Here is a 15,379-nt window from a genome sequence, read left to right on the forward strand (position 1 = left end):
CATGGCCCTTACCGCTCTCGATCGTGCGCTGACCATCGTCGTCACGGCCACGCTGACCAGCGCGGTGTGGATCGTGGCGGGCGGCACTTTGATGGAGCGGGCGGACGGCGCGAGCCAGATCGGCAAGACCCGTCCTGCCGACGCCGCGCCGAGCCCTGCGCCCACCATGGCGTCGGGCACGGCGCGCGCGCCCGCGCTCGATACCGTAAGCCAGTCGATGCCCGATGAAGGGGAACTGAGGACCCTGCAGATCCCCGTAATGGGCATCGGCGTCGCGGACCTCAGCGACACGTTCACGGCCGCCCGGGGCGGGGGCACGCGCATACACGATGCGATCGACATCATGGCGCCGGAAGGGACGACGGTCACTTCCGCCGCTCCCGGCACAGTTGAGAAGCTGTTCTTGTCCGATGCCGGCGGCAAGACGATCTACGTCCGGTCGGACAATGGGCGCACGATCTACTACTACGCCCATCTGGCCGAGTATGCGCAGGGCCTTCAGGAAGGGCAGAAACTACGCCGCGGTCAGCGGATCGGCACGGTGGGCTCCACTGGCAATGCCAGCCCCGATGCGCCGCATCTCCACTTCGCGATCATGCGCACGACGAAGGATGCCGAGTGGTGGGAACCGGCGACCGCGATCAATCCCTACCCCTTGCTGGGCGGGAGGTAAGACAGGGCCCGGCTAGGACGCGCTGCGCCCGGTGCGCACGCAGCGCAGGTCGGCCATCTTTCCGGTCAGGTCCGTGCGCTCCAGCGCGCGCTGCCCGGTCCGCACGAAGCGGGCGCCCTTCATCGGGCCGCGCGTGAAGACGACCGTCTTTTCCGTCAGCAGGTAGGTTCCGGCGCCGCCCTCGGCCCTGTAGCTCGAGGCGTTGACGATATCGAACCACGCGCTCGGCACCGGTATCGACGCCGGACCGGTGGCATCGCCTGGCAATTCGCACAGGTAGCGGCCCTGCGGCAAGGTGCCGAGGCGGCCTTCGGCATGGGCCGGTACGTGGGCAAGTAGCGCGGCAGACGCGGCGAGGGAGAGTGTGCGAGCGACCATGACCGCCGCCATACCACCTGCGCCGCCGCGCCGCCACCCGCCTTGCCGCGCGGCGGGCTTGCCGCTATGGGCGCGCCATGGTGCGATCGCCCGGCGGCGATACGCGCGAATTCCTGCAACAAGGCTCTTTCCCCCATGAAGATCTCCGGCGTGGACATCCGTCCCGGCAACATCCTCGAATACGAAGGCGGCATCTGGAAGGTCGCCAAGATCCAGCACACCCAGCCGGGCAAGGGCGGGGCCTACATGCAGGTCGAGATGAAGAACCTGCAGGACGGCCGGAAGACCAACGTCCGCTTCCGCAGTGCCGACACGGTCGAGAAGGTGCGGCTGGACACGAAGGACTACCAGTTCCTCTACGAGGACGGCGACATGCTCGTCTTCATGGACAAGGACACTTACGAGCAGATCAACCTGCCGTCGGACCTCCTGGGCGACGCGCGCCCGTTCCTGCAGGACGGCATGGAAGTGATGCTGGAACTGTGGGACGAAAAGCCGATCTCCGTCGAGCTGCCGCAGCAGGTCGAGGCCACGATCGTCGAGGCCGACGCCGTGGTGAAGGGGCAGACCGCCTCGTCCAGCTACAAGCCCGCGATGCTCGACAACGGCGTGCGCATCATGGTCCCGCCGCATATCGAGAGCGGCACTCGGATCGTGGTCGACGTCTACGAACAGAGCTACGTCGGCAAGGCCGGCTGAGCGCGTCATGGCTGCCATTTCCGGGATCATTCGCGTGATGGAGAAGGCCGCGCGCAAGGCGGGCGGCAAGCTGCGACGCGACTTCGGCGAGGTCGAGCACCTGCAGGTCAGCCGCAAGGGCCCGTCGGACTTCGTGTCGAAGGCCGATCGCCAGGCCGAACGCGCGATCTGGGACGAGCTCAAGGTCGCGCGCCCGGGTTGGGGCTTCCTGATGGAAGAAGGCGGCGAGATCGACGGCGACGAAGGCAAGCCGCGCTTCATCGTCGATCCGCTCGACGGTACGAGCAACTTCCTGCACGGCATTCCGCATTTCGCGGTGTCGATCGCTGTCCAGGAACCCAAGCTCGACGGTTCGGGCTGGGGCGAGGTGACCGCCGGCGTGGTCTATCAGCCGATCACCGACGAAACCTTCTGGGCCGAAAAAAGCCGCGGAGCGTGGCTGCACGACGGCCGCCTGCGCGTGTCGAGCCGCGGTCGCATGTCCGACGCGCTCGTCGCGACCGGCATCCCTTATGGCGGGCACGGCGATTTCGGCGAGTGGGCGCGGATATTCGGCGCTATCGGCCCGCAGGTCGCCGGCATCCGCCGGTTCGGTGCCGCGAGCCTCGACCTGGCATGGGTCGCCGCGGGTCGGTTCGATGCGTTCTGGGAAAGCGACCTGTCGCCGTGGGACAGCGCGGCAGGCTGCCTGCTGGTGCGCGAGGCCGGCGGCTTCGTGACCGACTACCGCGGGCGCAGCCTGCCGATCTGCGACAGGCAGGTGCTGGCAGCGAACGACGGATTGCATTCCAAGCTGCACAAGGCGCTGGTCACCGCGCTCAAGTAGCGAAGCGGTAGCGCGACGGGAATTACCGCGCTCAAGTAGCGAAGCGGTAGCGCGACGGGGCATTACCGCGCTCGAGTAGCGAAGCGGTAGCGCGACGGGAAATCACCGCGCTCGAGTAGCGACCCGTCGAAATGGTTGCTCCAAGTGGAGGCGCTCGCTAACGACGCGCTTCCTCCCGGGGCCCCTGTGGTGGAATTGGTAGACGCGCTCGACTCAAAATCGAGTTCCGAAAGGAGTGCCCGTTCGAGCCGGGCCAGGGGCACCACCATTACCGCAGCCGGGCGATAACCGCTTGTATTCCGCCGCGCGCAATGGGACGGACCGGCTTCGATGATCGACGCTCCCAATCCGCACGCGCTCGGCGCGATGATCGTCACGCTGGCGATGTTCGTCGCCTTCGCCCGCGGGCGGATGAGCGTGGAGATCGTGTCGCTGCTGACCATCGCGGTCATCGCGGTCGGCCTGTATTTCTTCCCGCTGCCTGGCACCCAGCCCACCGACGGGCTCGGCCTCGCGTTCTCCGGGTTCGGGCACTACGCCCTCATCACGATCTGCGCGCTGATGATCATGGGACGGGGGCTGGTCGTGACCGGCGCGCTCGAGCCGTTTTCGCGCATCCTCGAGCGATTGTTCAAGTTCAACCAGCAGGTCGGCCTGCTGGTTTCCTTGCTCTTCGCGCTGGTCCTGTCGATGGCGGTTAACGACACGCCGGTGCTGGTTCTGCTGCTGCCGGTCTTCGTGGGCCTCGCCTCGCGCGGGGGGATGCCGGCCTCGAAGACCCTGATGCCGCTCAATGCCGCGGTGCTGATCGGCGGCATGGCGACCACGATCGGCACGTCGACCAACGTTCTCGTCGTGTCCATCTCGCGCGATCTCGGGATGCCCGAGATGAGCGTGTTCCATTACACGCCGATCGTCCTCGTCGCGGCGCTGGTCGCGTTGCCCTATCTCTGGCTCGTCATGCCGCGGCTGCTTCGCGACAACACCAGCGCGGCGGCATTCGAGCCGCGCCGGTTCACCTCGCGGCTGCGGCTGGGGGCGGGCAGCATGATGACCGGGCAGGAACTGGCCGAGATCATGCCCCGGCTGCCCAGCGAGATCGAGTTCCACGACCAGCCGACCGGCCCTCTCGGACCGGAAACGCGCCTTACCATCTCGGGTACCCACTCCGCACTCGAGGATGCGATGCGGACGCTGAAGGGCGAGGTCGCGCCTGCGTGGGTGATCGACAAGATTCGCCGCAGATCCAGTGAAACGCGCGAGGACATCGCGGTGGTCGAGATGACCGTGACCGCCGATTCCCGATTGATCGGGCGCACGCTGCCGACCTCGGGCGTGGCCGACCTTCACGGGGTGGCGATCCTCGGCATTCATCGTCCGCGCCCGATGCTGGCCCAGCGCGACCAGTATTCCGAAGGCGGCGACCTCAGGATCGCGGAAGGCGACGTCCTTCTCGTCATGGGGCTTGCCGACAGCCTCCAGTCCTTCGCCCGGGCCGACAGCCTGCTGGTGCTCGAAGGGGTGCGCGAGCTTCCCCGCCGGTCGAAGGCGGTGCTGGCGGCGGCAATCATGCTCGGCAGCGTGGGTTTCGCTTCGGTCGGCCTGCTCCCCATCGCCATCAGCGCGCTGGCGGGGGCCATCCTGATGTTCGTGACCGGCTGCGTGAAATTCGACCGGGTGGGACGCGCGCTGTCGGCGAAGGTCATCGTCCTCGTCGCGGCGAGTATCGCGATCGGCCGGCTGGTCGGCGACACCGGCGCCGCGTTGTGGCTGGGCCAGGCGCTCGCCGAAGGTCTCCAGCATCTCGTGCCCGCCGCGATCCTCGCCGCCATCATGCTGTTCGTGACGCTGCTGACGAACTTCGCCAGCAACGCGACGGCGGCGACCGTCGGCACGCCCATCGCGTTCAACATCGCGCAGCAGCTTGGCCTGCCGCCAGAGCCGCTGATTTTGGCTGTGCTGTTCGGCTGCAACCTGTGCTACGCCACGCCCATCGCCTACCAGACGAACATGCTGATCATGGCGGAAGGGGACTACGAGTTCCGCGACTACATCCGTACCGGCGTGCCGCTGGTGCTGCTGATGGTGACGACGCTGTCGATCCTGCTGGTGCTGACCTACAACTTGCGTTGACGCATTTCGAAGAGGGGGAGCCGATGAGGAAGTATCTCTTGCTGGCCGCTGCGGGCCTCGTCGCGGCAACACCGGCTCACGCGAACGAACTGCGCGATGCGATCGCCGCCGACATGCCGGGGCTCACCGCGATCTACCGCGATCTTCACCAGCATCCCGAGCTCTCGTTCCAGGAAGTCCGGAGCGCGAAGATCCTCGCCGATGCCGCGCGCAAGGCGGGATTCACCGTGACCGAAGGCGTCGGCAAGACCGGCATCGTCGCCGTCATGCGCAACGGCAAAGGGCCGACCGTGCTCGTACGCACCGACATGGATGCGCTGCCAGTCGTCGAGCAGACCGGGCTTCCCTATGCGAGCACCGTGCGCGCACAGGCGGCCGGCGGCGAAACCGGGGTCATGCACGCCTGCGGGCACGATACCCACATGACCGCCTGGATCGAGACCGCGCGGCTGATGGCTGCGCGCAAGGATCGGTGGCAGGGCACGCTCGTGATGATCGGCCAGCCCGCCGAGGAGACCGGGCAGGGCGCCGATGCGATGCTGAAGGACGGGCTCTACACCCGCTTCCCCAAGCCCGACGCGGTGCTGGCGTTTCACGACATGTCGGGATCGCCGGCGGGCAAGATCACGTATGCCTCCGGACCCGCGATGGCGAACGTCGACAGCGTGGACATCGAGGTGAAGGGCGTGGGCGGCCACGGCGCCGCGCCGCATACGACGAAGGATCCGATCGTGCTGGCGAGCGCGATCGTGATGCGGTTGCAGACGCTGGTCAGCCGCGAGAACGACCCGCTCGATCCGGCGGTCGTGACCGTCGGCAGCTTCCATGCCGGGTCGAAATACAATATCATCGGCGACAGCGCGCATCTCCAGCTCACCGTCCGCAGCTTCAGCGATCAGCAGCGCCAGCGCCTGCTCGACGGCATCCGCCGCATCGCCAAGGGGGAAGCGATCGCGAGCGGGGTTCCCGACGATCTCCTGCCGGTGGTCGACACGGGCGAGGGTTTCACCCCCACCCTGTACAACGATCCCGGGTTCGCCGCCGAAGTCGCGGCGCGTTTCGCCCAGCGGTTCGGCGCAGACCGCGTTGCGGTGGCGCGGCCGATCATGCCGGGCGAGGATTTCTCACGTTACGGGCGCGAGGATCCGCAGGCGATCCGCTCGTTCCTGTTCTGGGTCGGCGGGGAACGGCCCGAGGTTATCGCGAAGGCCAAGGCGGAGGGGACGGTGCTGCCGTCGCTCCATTCGCCGTTCTGGGCGCCCGATGCGGAAAAGGTGATCGCCACCGCCGCCGAAGCGCTGACGTCCGAGGCCATGGCCCTGATGCCGCGAGGTTGAGCGCGACAGCGCGGATCAGCTTGGTAGGCCGCTTGAACCACCAGATCGAGCGCGCGATGCCGCCATCAGGTCGTCGATCTGTCGCGCGCGTTCCGGCCGCGCAGCCGCGGCCCGTTCGGCCTCGACCTTTGCTATAACGGCTTTCTTCTCGTCCTGCGTCAACGATGCCCAGATCTCAGGTAAAACGCCGTAATCGTCGCCGTCCGTCGTAACAGGCACTGGGGCGGCCTGATCGATCCCGGCGAACGACCCGGACCGCTGCGGCGCGGCGCCGACAGCGTCCATCGGTTGGCCAAACGACGCGTCGAAGCCACCGCCCCCGGCAGACTGCCCGGGGGGTGCCGCGTGAGGGCTGCGGCGGAAAAGCTTGTTGTTATCTGCCTGCGGTGCGGGCTTCGCTGCTTCCACCTCGCGGGCCACTGCCTCGCGGTTCTCGCCGTTTGCGAACATGGCCAGCGCCGCGGTCGCGGCAAGCGTCGCAACCGCGAAATGACGATACATCTGCGCGGTGACCGGTTCGGTAGCGTTTCGGCGGCCCATATCGCACGTTTAGGGCGGCCGGGCTAACGCACGGCAATCATCGTTGGTTGCGAATGTATTGACGGCCGCCGGGGAGGGTGCCCCCCGGCGGCCGTCTCTCCTCCCCAGGAGATCTGTGTCCGGTCAAGTGTAGGTGCCGAGCCGGTGGTGCAGCGCATTGATCTTCGCCAGTTCCTCGCGGTCGTCGACCGAGCGGGCATAGGCGGTGAGCGCGGTGCGCAGCAGGCGGAAGTCGGCGGTCGAAAGCAGGGCACGGGCGCGGCCCGGTTCGACCTTTTCGGTTTCCTCGGTCATCGTCGTCATCCTTTCTCTCCTTACGCCGCGGCGAACTGGTTCATTGTGTTGTGCTCGCCGCCCGCCTTCAACGCCGCTTCGCCGGCGAAGTATTCCTTGTGGTCGTCGCCGATGTCGCTGCCGGCCATGTTCTGATGCTTCACGCAGGCGATACCCTGGCGGATTTCCTCGCGCTGGACCTGCTTGACGTAGCCGAGCATCCCTTCCTCGCCAAAGTAGCGCTTGGCGAGATTGTCGGTGCTGAGCGCGGCGGTGTGGTAGGTCGGCAGCGTGATCAGGTGGTGAAAGATGCCGGCCTGTGCCGCGCTGTCGCGCTGGAAGGTGCGGATGCGCTCGTCGGCTTCGGCGGCGAGATCGGTGCCGTCGTAGTCGATGCTCATCAACCGGTCGCGGTCGTAGGCGGACACGTCCTTGCCATCGGCGACCCAGGCATCGAACACCTGCTGGCGGAAATTCAGCGTCCAGTTGAAGCTGGGGCTGTTGTTGTAGACCAACTTGGCATTGGGAATGACCTCGCGGATGCGATCGACCATGCCGCCGATCTGGCCGATGTGCGGCTTCTCGGTCTCGATCCACAGCAGGTCCGCGCCGTTCTGCAGCGACGTGATGCAATCCAGCACGCAGCGGTCCTCTCCGGTACCGGCGCGGAACTGGTAGAGGTTGCTCGGAAGACGCTTGGGGCGCAGCAGCTTGCCATCGCGGCTGATCAGCACGTCGCCGTTGCCGAGGGTGGAGGCATCGACCTCCTCGCAGTCGAGGAAGGCGTTGTACCGGTCGCCGAGGTCGCCGGCTTCCTTGCTGAAGGCGATCTGCTTCGTCAGGCCCGCGCCGAGGCTGTCGGTGCGCGCGACGATCACGCCGTCGTCGACACCGAGTTCGAGAAAGGCGTAGCGGACCGCGCGGATCTTCTGGAGAAAGTCCTCGTGCGGCACGGTGACCTTGCCGTCCTGGTGGCCGCACTGCTTCTCGTCGGAGACCTGGTTCTCGATCTGGATCGCGCAGGCACCCGCCTCGATCATCTTCTTGGCGAGGAGGTAAGTCGCCTCCGGATTGCCGAAGCCCGCGTCGATGTCGGCGATGATCGGCACGATGTGGGTCTCGTGATTGTCGATCGCCTGCTGGATGCGCTTGGCCTCGACCTCGTCGCCCTTGTCGCGGGCCTTGTCGAGTTCGCGGAACAGGCCGCCGAGTTCGCGCGCGTCGGCCTGGCGGAGGAAGGTGTAGAGCTCCTCGATAAGCGCCGGGACCGAAGTTTTCTCGTGCATCGACTGGTCGGGCAGGGGGCCGAATTCACTGCGGAGTGCGGCGATCATCCAGCCCGACAGGTACAGATACCGCTTCTTGGTCGTGCCGAAATGCTTCTTGATGGCGATCATCTTCTGCTGCCCGATGAACCCGTGCCAGCAGCCGAGCGACTGGGTGTAGGCGGCGGGATCGGCGTCGTAAGCCGCCATGTCCTCGCGCATGATCTTCGCCGTGTAGCGCGCGATGTCGAGGCCGGTTGGGAAGCGGTTCTGCAGCTTCATGCGTGCCGCGCTCTCCGCGTCGATCGCGTTCCAGCCGTTGCCTGCGCCGTCTATCGTGCGGCGGAAGTCGGAGATGCTCGTCTGGTAGGTCATGATCGTGTCCCTTGTGAGGAGGTGTGACCCCACCGTGTGATCGCAGACGTGACATTGCACGGGATATTTACTGGATTTGTTGTATCCATGCGTCTAAATCAGCTATTCGGTCGGTCAAGCTGTAAAGGAATTGACAAACCATGGCTGACGCTGCCCTGTTCGCCGGACCGGCACTGCGCCGTCTCCGCAAGCGCGAAGGTCTGACGCAGTCCGCGATGGCAGGCCGGCTCGCAATCTCGCCGAGCTATCTCAATTTGCTCGAACGCAATCAGCGGCCCCTTTCGGCCCGCGTGGTCGTGCAGGTGGCGGAGCAGTTCGACTTCGATCCCCGCAACTTGCGCGAGGACGAAACGATCGGGGGGATCGACGGGCTTGCGCGGCGCATGGCCGACGAACGCTTTGCCGATCTCGGGATCGATCGCGACGAGCTGGCCGAGTTTCTATCCGCCGCCCCCCATGCCGCGGCGGCCTTCGCGCGGCTCTACGACAACGCCGCCCCCGCCGATCGCCGCGACGATCCCGCTCGGGCAGCGCGGCGGGAGATCGAGCGCTGGCGCAACCATTTCGCCGATCTCGACACGGCAGCCGAAACGCTGGCCGACGAACTGCGCCTCAGCCGCAGCGATACCTATGCCGCGCTGGCGGAACGGCTGCGCGAGCGGCACCAGCTCGCGATCCGCATACTGCCCCGCGAAGTCTTGCCCGAGGCCGTGCGCCGGCTCGACCTCCATGCTCGGCAGTTGCAGCTGAACGAGATGCTCGGTCCGGCGAGCCGCACCTTCCAGGTCGCGATGCAGATCGCGGCGCTCGAATTTCGCGACGACATCGCTTCGCTCGGCGCGGGGGCGCAGTTTGGGGAAGAGGGCGCGCGGCGCCTGTTCGAACGGCATCTCACCGCATATGCGGCGGCCGCGCTGGTCATGCCCTATGGCCGTTTCCTGCGGGCCTGCGACGCTACGGGTTACGACCTGCCCGTCCTGATGCGCCGGTTCGGGGTGGGGTTCGAGGCACTCGCCCACCGGCTCACCACGCTGCAACGCGTCGGCCAGCGCGGCCTGCCGTTCTTCATGGGCCGGATCGACCGGGCAGGGCAGTTTTCCAAGCGATATTCGGGTGCGAGCGGTGCGACTTTTCTGGAAGCAGATGCGAGCTGCCCGCTGTGGGACGTGCACCGCACGTTCGAGAGCGCGGGCGAATTCGTGGTCCAGCCGATACGGGTCGACGGCAGCGGAGCGGCGCCTTCCCACTGGCTCACGATGGCGCGCACCGTCGATGGCCGCGCCGCCGCCGATGCGTCCGCCCGGTTCGCGGTCGTACTGGGCATCGAGGCGCGGCTTGCCCGCGATCTCGCGGCCGCCCGCGGCGTGTCCCTGCGCGAAAGCGACGCGACCGTCACGGGCCCGGGCTGTGCGGCCTGCCGGGTTCAGGGGTGCATCCAGCGCTCGCTCCCCCCGCGCGGTGCTGCGCTCCAGTTCTCGGCGATCGAACAGGGGATAACGCCGTTCCGTTTTTCCGGCTGATCGCAGACGGTTAACCAACGTCTCCGGAACCGCGACCGTCCATGGCACGTTTTCGCCGCATTCCATGAGGGAGACATCGCAATGACCGAAGAACGCATCACCGAAACCCGCGACCCGGCCACCGGCGACACGCATACGACTCACACTGTTATCACCGATGGCGAACCGCGCAGCAGCGGTGGCGGATCCGGCTGGCTGATCGCCATCGTGCTGGTGATCGCGGTCATTGCCGGCATCATGATCTTCTCGAACATGAGCGGTTCGGAAGTCGCGAAGGACAACGCGATCGCCAATGCCGCCAACGATGTCGGCGATGCTGCCAAGTCCGCGGGAAGCGCGGTCGAGGATGCGGCCAACAACGTTACCAACAACAACTGATCGGTTAACCCCCACATCCTGCGGCCGGGCCCGGTTTCGCGGCCCGGTGTAAAATTTACCGACATTTCACCTCTCGGCCCTAGGCACTCCGGTCAAGGAGCGCCCGGGCCGAGACGATGATCCGCCTATTCAAGCACTACATCCCGCATGCGGTCATGCTGCTCGGGATCTTCGATCTCGTGCTGCTGGTCGGCGCGGGCGAGGCTGCGTGGCACATCCGGGCGACGCAGATCGGATCGAGCGTGGGCCCGATCGCAGACCGAGCGGGCATGCTGGCTTTGTTCGCCGGAGTCGTGTGGCTCGCCATGATCGCGGTGGGCACCTACGGCGCCGATGCGCTGCGCTCTATGCGCTATGCCGGGGCGCGTTTGCTGGTGGCCGTCAGCCTCAGCATCATTGCGCTGTCGGTGATCGATTTCGCGCTGCCTGGTAGCACTTTCTGGCGATCGACGCTGCTCTATGCGATGTTCCTCAGCATAGGGCTGCTGGTCGCAGACAGAATGCTGGTCGGCAGCGTGATCGGCACCTCGGCATTTCGCCGCCGAGTGCTGGTGCTGGGCGCGGGAGAGCGTGCGAAACGTTTGAAAGCCTTGTCGGAGCGGCCCGAAAGCGGCTTCGCCGTCGTCAGCTTCATCGGGATGAACGAGGGCACCCAGGTTCTCGAAGAGGCGATTCCGCGCGGCGCGATCCACGACCTCGGCCGGTTCGTCGAGAACATCGGCGCGAGCGAGGTCGTTCTGGCGCTGGAGGAACGGCGCAACTCGCTGCCGCTCAAGGACCTGCTGCGGATCAAGACGCACGGCGTCCACGTGAATGATTTTTCCAGCTTCATGGAGCGCGAGACCGGGCGCGTCGATCTCGACACGCTCAATCCCAGCTGGCTGATCTTTTCCGACGGCTTCAGTTCGGGCCGGATGCTGTCGAGCGCGGCGAAGCGTGTGTTCGACGTCGCCGCGAGCGGGCTCCTGCTGGCGCTCACCTTTCCGCTCATCGCGCTTTTCGCGCTGCTGGTGAAACTCGACAGCAAGGGGCCGGCGTTCTTCCGCCAGACCCGGGTCGGCCTCTACGGTCAACCGTTCACGGTGCACAAGCTGCGCTCTATGCGGACCGACGCCGAGGCGGGCGGGGCGAATTGGGCGGAGAAGAACGACCCGCGCGTGACCCGGCTCGGCAAGTTCATCCGCAAGGTGCGGATCGACGAGTTGCCGCAGGTCTGGACCGTGCTCACCGGCCGGATGAGCTTCGTCGGACCGCGCCCCGAAGTGCCGCCGTTCGTCGCCGATCTCGAAGACAAGCTGCCGTATTACGCCGAACGGCACATGGTGAAGCCCGGCATTACCGGCTGGGCGCAGATCAACTATCCGTACGGCGCGAGCGTCGAGGACGCCCGCTGCAAGCTCGAATACGACCTTTATTACGCCAAGAACTACACGCCCTTCCTCGACCTGCTGATCCTGCTGCAGACCTTGCGAGTGGTCCTGTGGCCGGAAGGTGCGCGCTGAGATGGGCGCTGCGGCGACCTGGGCGCTGACAGGCTACGTCCTGTCGCTGGCCGGGGCGATCGCGGGCGCGATCGTGGCGGCATGGCTGTTCGGGCATCCCGATCCGGCCCGGCGCGAGCGGCCCGCGGTCGTCGCGGCGCTCGCGATCACCGCGCTGTGGTGCGTAACACTGGCGGCCTGGGGGCCGGGCTCACCGCTTTCCGCGTTGCTCGAGACGGCGCGCAATCTCGCTTGGATAGTGGTGCTCTACCGCCTGTTCGCCACCGACGGCCGCGACCAGAGCCTCGCCCCGATCCGCCCGCTGGTCATCGTGCTGGCGGTCGTCGAGTGCCTGCAGCCGGCGATCCTCGTGGTCGACCTGCAGTTCGGCGGCGTCGGAGCGGCGCATCAGGTCGCGTTCTCGGTCGAGGCTCTGTTGCGAGCGCTGGTCTCGGTTGGCGCGCTCGTGCTGTTGCACAACCTATATGCCGGGGCCTCGGCGGCGGCACGGCAGGTGCTGCGCTGGCCGGCTGCGGCGCTGGCGGGCATCTGGGCCTACCAGCTCAACCTTTACACCATCAGTTGGATTGCCGGGAGCATACCCGTCGAACTGACGGCGCTGCGCGGCCTCGTTTCGGCGGCCGCCGCGCTGCTGTTTGCCATAGGTGCCAATGCCCGCGCGGCGGACCTGCGGCTGATGCCGAGCCGCGCGGTGGCGTTCCAGTCGCTATCGCTGCTGGTCATCGGCGCATACCTGCTCGCGATGGTCGTGCTCGCCCAGTCGCTGAGCCTGCTGGGAGACGGCATCGGCCGCCTCACCCAGGTCGGGTTCGTGGCGCTTGCCGCGATCCTGGGCATTCTGTGGCTTCCTTCGCAGCGGCTGCGCGGCTGGCTGCGGGTGACGGCGTTCAAGCACCTGTTCCAGCACCGTTACGACTACCGGACCGAGTGGCTGCGCTTTACCGAGACGATCGGGCGACCGGGCGCGGGCGGGCGTGCCTTGCCCGAGCGCGCCGCGCAGGCGCTGGCCGAGATCACCGACAGCCAGGGCGCCGCGCTGTTGCTACCGGCGGAAGACGGCAGTCTCGACCTCGCGGGGCACTGGCAATGGAGCGAACTCGACCTGCCGACCGGTGCCTGTCCGCCCGAATTCGCGGCCGCGCTGGAGCGGACGGGCGCCGTAATCGAGCTCGACGAAGTGCGCCGGGGGGCCGATGCGTTCGGCGAGCAGGCGAGCGTGCCTGCCGCGCTGCGCGGCGATGCGAAGGCATGGGCGGTGGTGCCGCTGATCCATTTCGACCGCCTTGTCGGCGTCGTCGTCCTCGCCCGTCCGGTCGTTCAGCGCCGGCTCGACTGGGAGGATTTCGACCTGCTCAAGGCGGCCGGTCGCCAGCTCGCGAGCTATCTCGCAGAACAGGCCGGGCACGCCGCGCTGCTGGAAGCGAACCGGTTCGACGAGTTCAACCGCCGCATCGCGTTCGTGATGCACGACATCAAGAACCTCGCCAGCCAGCTATCGCTGCTTGCGCGCAACGCCGAACGGCACGCCGAGAATCCGGAATTCCGCAAGGACATGCTGGTCACCATCACCAAGAGCGCCGAGAAGCTCAATGCGCTGCTCGCCCGGCTCGGGCGCTACGGCGCCGGCGGCAATGCCGCGCGCGAGCCGGTCGATCTTTCCCGGGTCGCGCGGCGTGTGGCGGGCCGGTTCGCCGACCTCAACCTCGTCGAACTGACACGCGCTGATCGCTGCGTGGTTCTCGCCAACGCAGAGGGGCTGGAACAGGCACTGGTTCATCTCGTCCAGAACGCCCTCGATGCGAGCGCGCCGGACGTACCGGTCAATCTCGACGTGTCGTGCGACGGACTTCAGGGCCGCATCGAAGTGGTCGATTCGGGCGCGGGCATGAGCGCGCAGTTCGTCCGCGACGGGCTGTTTAAGCCGTTCGTTTCGTCGAAGGACGGGGGCTTCGGCATCGGCGCGTTCGAAGCGCGCGAACTGGTCCGCGCGATGGGTGGACGGCTCGACGTCCAATCCCGGCCCGGGCTCGGCACGCGCTTTGCCGTCGTCCTGCCGCTTTCGGCAACGGCGGGCTTCTTCGGCAACCACACCCCCGAACGCGAGGTCGCATGACGAGCAAGGCCAAACCCAAACTCCTCGTGGTCGAGGACGACGAAGGCCTGCAGGCCCAGCTCAAGTGGGCCTACGAGGATTTCGACGTCGTTATTGCGGGCGACCGCGACAGCGCGCTGGCGGCGCTGCGGGCCGACGAGCCGGCGGTGGTCACGCTCGACCTGGGCCTGCCGCCCGAACCCGACGGCACGCGTGAAGGGTTTGCCGTGCTCGACGCGATCATGGCGCTGAAGCCCGACACCAAGGTGATCGTCGCCAGCGGACACGGCGCCCGCGAAAGCGCGCTGACCGCGATCGACCGGGGCGCCTACGATTTCTACCAGAAGCCGGTCGATATCGACGCGCTCGGCCTCATCGTCCGCCGCGCTTTCGGTCTACACGAGATCGAGGCTGAGAACCGCCGGCTGGCGGCCAGGGTCGGCGAGGACAAGACTGTGCTCGGCAGCATGATCACCGCCGCGCCCGAGATGGCGAAGGTCGCCCGCACGATCGAGCGTGTGGCGAACACCAGGGTCTCGGTCATGCTGCTCGGCGCAAGCGGAACGGGCAAAGAATTGCTGGCGCGCGGGGTCCATGATACGAGCGACCGGCGCGGCCGCAATTTCGTCGCGCTCAACTGTGCGGCCATTCCCGAAACGCTGCTGGAAGCCGAACTGTTCGGCCACGAGAAGGGCGCATTCACCGGCGCGGTGGCGCAGAACAAGGGCAAGATCGAACAGGCCCAAGGCGGCACCCTGTTCCTCGACGAGGTCGGCGACATCCCCCTGCCGTTGCAGGTGAAGCTGCTGCGGTTCCTGCAGGAACGCACGATCGAGCGCATCGGCGGGCGCACCGCGATCCCGGTCGATACGCGGATAGTGTGTGCGACCCATCAGAACCTTGAAGCTATGATCGCTGCGGGGACCTTCCGCGAGGACCTGTTCTACCGGCTGGCGGAAATCGTCGTGAAGGTTCCGGCGCTGTCGGAACGTCCGGGCGATGCAGTCCTGCTCGCCAAGCATTTCCTGCACCGGTTCGCCGCGGAGATGAATCCGGCAGTCAAGGGCTTCGCGCCCGATGCGCTGGCGGCGATCGACGGCTGGCACTGGCCGGGCAACGTGCGCGAACTGGAAAACCGGGTGAAGCGCGCCGTCATCATGGCCGACGGAAAGCTGGTGGGTGCGGGCGACCTCGACCTCGCCGCCGGGGCGGAGGACGAGGGCACCGAGGCGCTCAACCTCAAGAGCGCCCGGGAGCGTTCCGACCGCGCGATGATCCGCCACGCGCTTGCCAGGAGCGAAGGCAACATTTCGAGCAGCGCCAAGATGTTGGGGATCAGCCGCCCGACGCTTTACGATCTCATCAAGCAGTATGACCTGCAAACCTAG

At 66.9% G+C, this 15,379-nt stretch carries 14 protein-coding genes and 1 tRNA gene; 11 read left to right on the plus strand and 4 right to left on the minus strand.

From position 1 onward, the window contains the following. The first annotated feature begins 1 nt into the window (after position 1). Entirely contained in the window at positions 2-673 is a 672-nt protein-coding gene (locus tag D4766_RS13150) for a M23 family metallopeptidase (protein ID WP_194955767.1), read from the plus strand. Between the two features lie 12 nt (positions 674-685). On the opposite strand, the gene D4766_RS13155 is transcribed toward D4766_RS13150, so the two are convergent. Further along, positions 686-1,051 carry a hypothetical protein gene (locus D4766_RS13155; RefSeq protein ID WP_162935774.1) on the minus strand — a complete coding sequence of 122 codons (366 nt, stop codon included), beginning with the start codon at positions 1,049-1,051 and terminating at the stop codon, positions 686-688. Positions 1,052-1,186: 135 nt separating this feature from the next. Between D4766_RS13155 and efp the strand changes: the two genes are divergently transcribed. From efp to D4766_RS13180, 5 genes are all read left to right on the plus strand, one after another. Further along, positions 1,187-1,750, plus strand: a complete 564-nt coding sequence (gene efp, locus D4766_RS13160; RefSeq protein ID WP_120717856.1) for an elongation factor P — start codon at positions 1,187-1,189, stop codon at positions 1,748-1,750. Positions 1,751-1,757: 7 nt separating this feature from the next. Continuing rightward, positions 1,758-2,576, plus strand: coding sequence for an inositol monophosphatase family protein (locus D4766_RS13165; RefSeq protein WP_120717857.1), 819 nt, complete (start codon positions 1,758-1,760; stop codon positions 2,574-2,576). 180 nt (positions 2,577-2,756) lie between these two features. Beyond that, positions 2,757-2,841 (plus strand) — tRNA-Leu (locus D4766_RS13170). 65 nt (positions 2,842-2,906) lie between these two features. Further along, positions 2,907-4,709 (plus strand): SLC13 family permease, encoded by a 1,803-nt coding sequence (locus D4766_RS13175; protein ID WP_194955768.1) that lies wholly within the window; start codon positions 2,907-2,909, stop codon positions 4,707-4,709. Positions 4,710-4,732: 23 nt separating this feature from the next. Continuing rightward, on the plus strand, positions 4,733-6,046 hold the full coding sequence (locus tag D4766_RS13180) for an amidohydrolase (RefSeq protein WP_120717858.1): 1,314 nt from the start codon (positions 4,733-4,735) through the stop codon (positions 6,044-6,046). Positions 6,047-6,061: 15 nt separating this feature from the next. On the opposite strand, the gene D4766_RS13185 is transcribed toward D4766_RS13180, so the two are convergent. The 3 genes from D4766_RS13185 to D4766_RS13195 all read right to left on the minus strand — a co-directional run bounded on the left by D4766_RS13185 (position 6,062) and on the right by D4766_RS13195 (position 8,499). Next, positions 6,062-6,586 carry a hypothetical protein gene (locus tag D4766_RS13185; protein WP_120717859.1) on the minus strand — a complete coding sequence of 175 codons (525 nt, stop codon included), beginning with the start codon at positions 6,584-6,586 and terminating at the stop codon, positions 6,062-6,064. Between the two features lie 123 nt (positions 6,587-6,709). Next, entirely contained in the window at positions 6,710-6,889 is a 180-nt protein-coding gene (locus D4766_RS13190; protein WP_120717860.1) for a hypothetical protein, read from the minus strand. An 11-nt stretch (positions 6,890-6,900) separates the two neighbouring features. Then, positions 6,901-8,499, minus strand: a complete 1,599-nt coding sequence (locus D4766_RS13195; protein ID WP_120717861.1) for an isocitrate lyase — start codon at positions 8,497-8,499, stop codon at positions 6,901-6,903. A 140-nt stretch (positions 8,500-8,639) separates the two neighbouring features. Here D4766_RS13195 and D4766_RS13200 point away from each other — a divergent pair, with 140 nt between their 5' ends. From D4766_RS13200 to prsR, 5 genes are all read left to right on the plus strand, one after another. After that, positions 8,640-10,019 carry a helix-turn-helix domain-containing protein gene (locus D4766_RS13200; protein WP_120717862.1) on the plus strand — a complete coding sequence of 460 codons (1,380 nt, stop codon included), beginning with the start codon at positions 8,640-8,642 and terminating at the stop codon, positions 10,017-10,019. Between the two features lie 81 nt (positions 10,020-10,100). After that, positions 10,101-10,397, plus strand: coding sequence for a hypothetical protein (locus D4766_RS13205; protein WP_120717863.1), 297 nt, complete (start codon positions 10,101-10,103; stop codon positions 10,395-10,397). 116 nt (positions 10,398-10,513) lie between these two features. Further along, complete coding sequence (locus tag D4766_RS13210; protein ID WP_120717864.1) at positions 10,514-11,899, plus strand: TIGR03013 family XrtA/PEP-CTERM system glycosyltransferase; 1,386 nt, start codon at positions 10,514-10,516, stop codon at positions 11,897-11,899. Further along, positions 11,889-14,012, plus strand: a complete 2,124-nt coding sequence (prsK, locus tag D4766_RS13215; protein WP_234024821.1) for an XrtA/PEP-CTERM system histidine kinase PrsK — start codon at positions 11,889-11,891, stop codon at positions 14,010-14,012. Before D4766_RS13210 ends, prsK begins: the two co-directional genes overlap by 11 nt. Continuing rightward, a complete protein-coding gene (gene prsR, locus D4766_RS13220) occupies positions 14,009-15,379 on the plus strand; it encodes a PEP-CTERM-box response regulator transcription factor (RefSeq protein WP_120717866.1) in 1,371 nt (456 codons plus the stop codon). The genes prsK and prsR overlap by 4 nt, the downstream gene beginning before the upstream one ends.

The sequence above is a fragment of the Tsuneonella amylolytica genome, from assembly GCF_003626915.1.
Taxonomy (GTDB): Bacteria; Pseudomonadota; Alphaproteobacteria; order Sphingomonadales; family Sphingomonadaceae; genus Tsuneonella; species Tsuneonella amylolytica.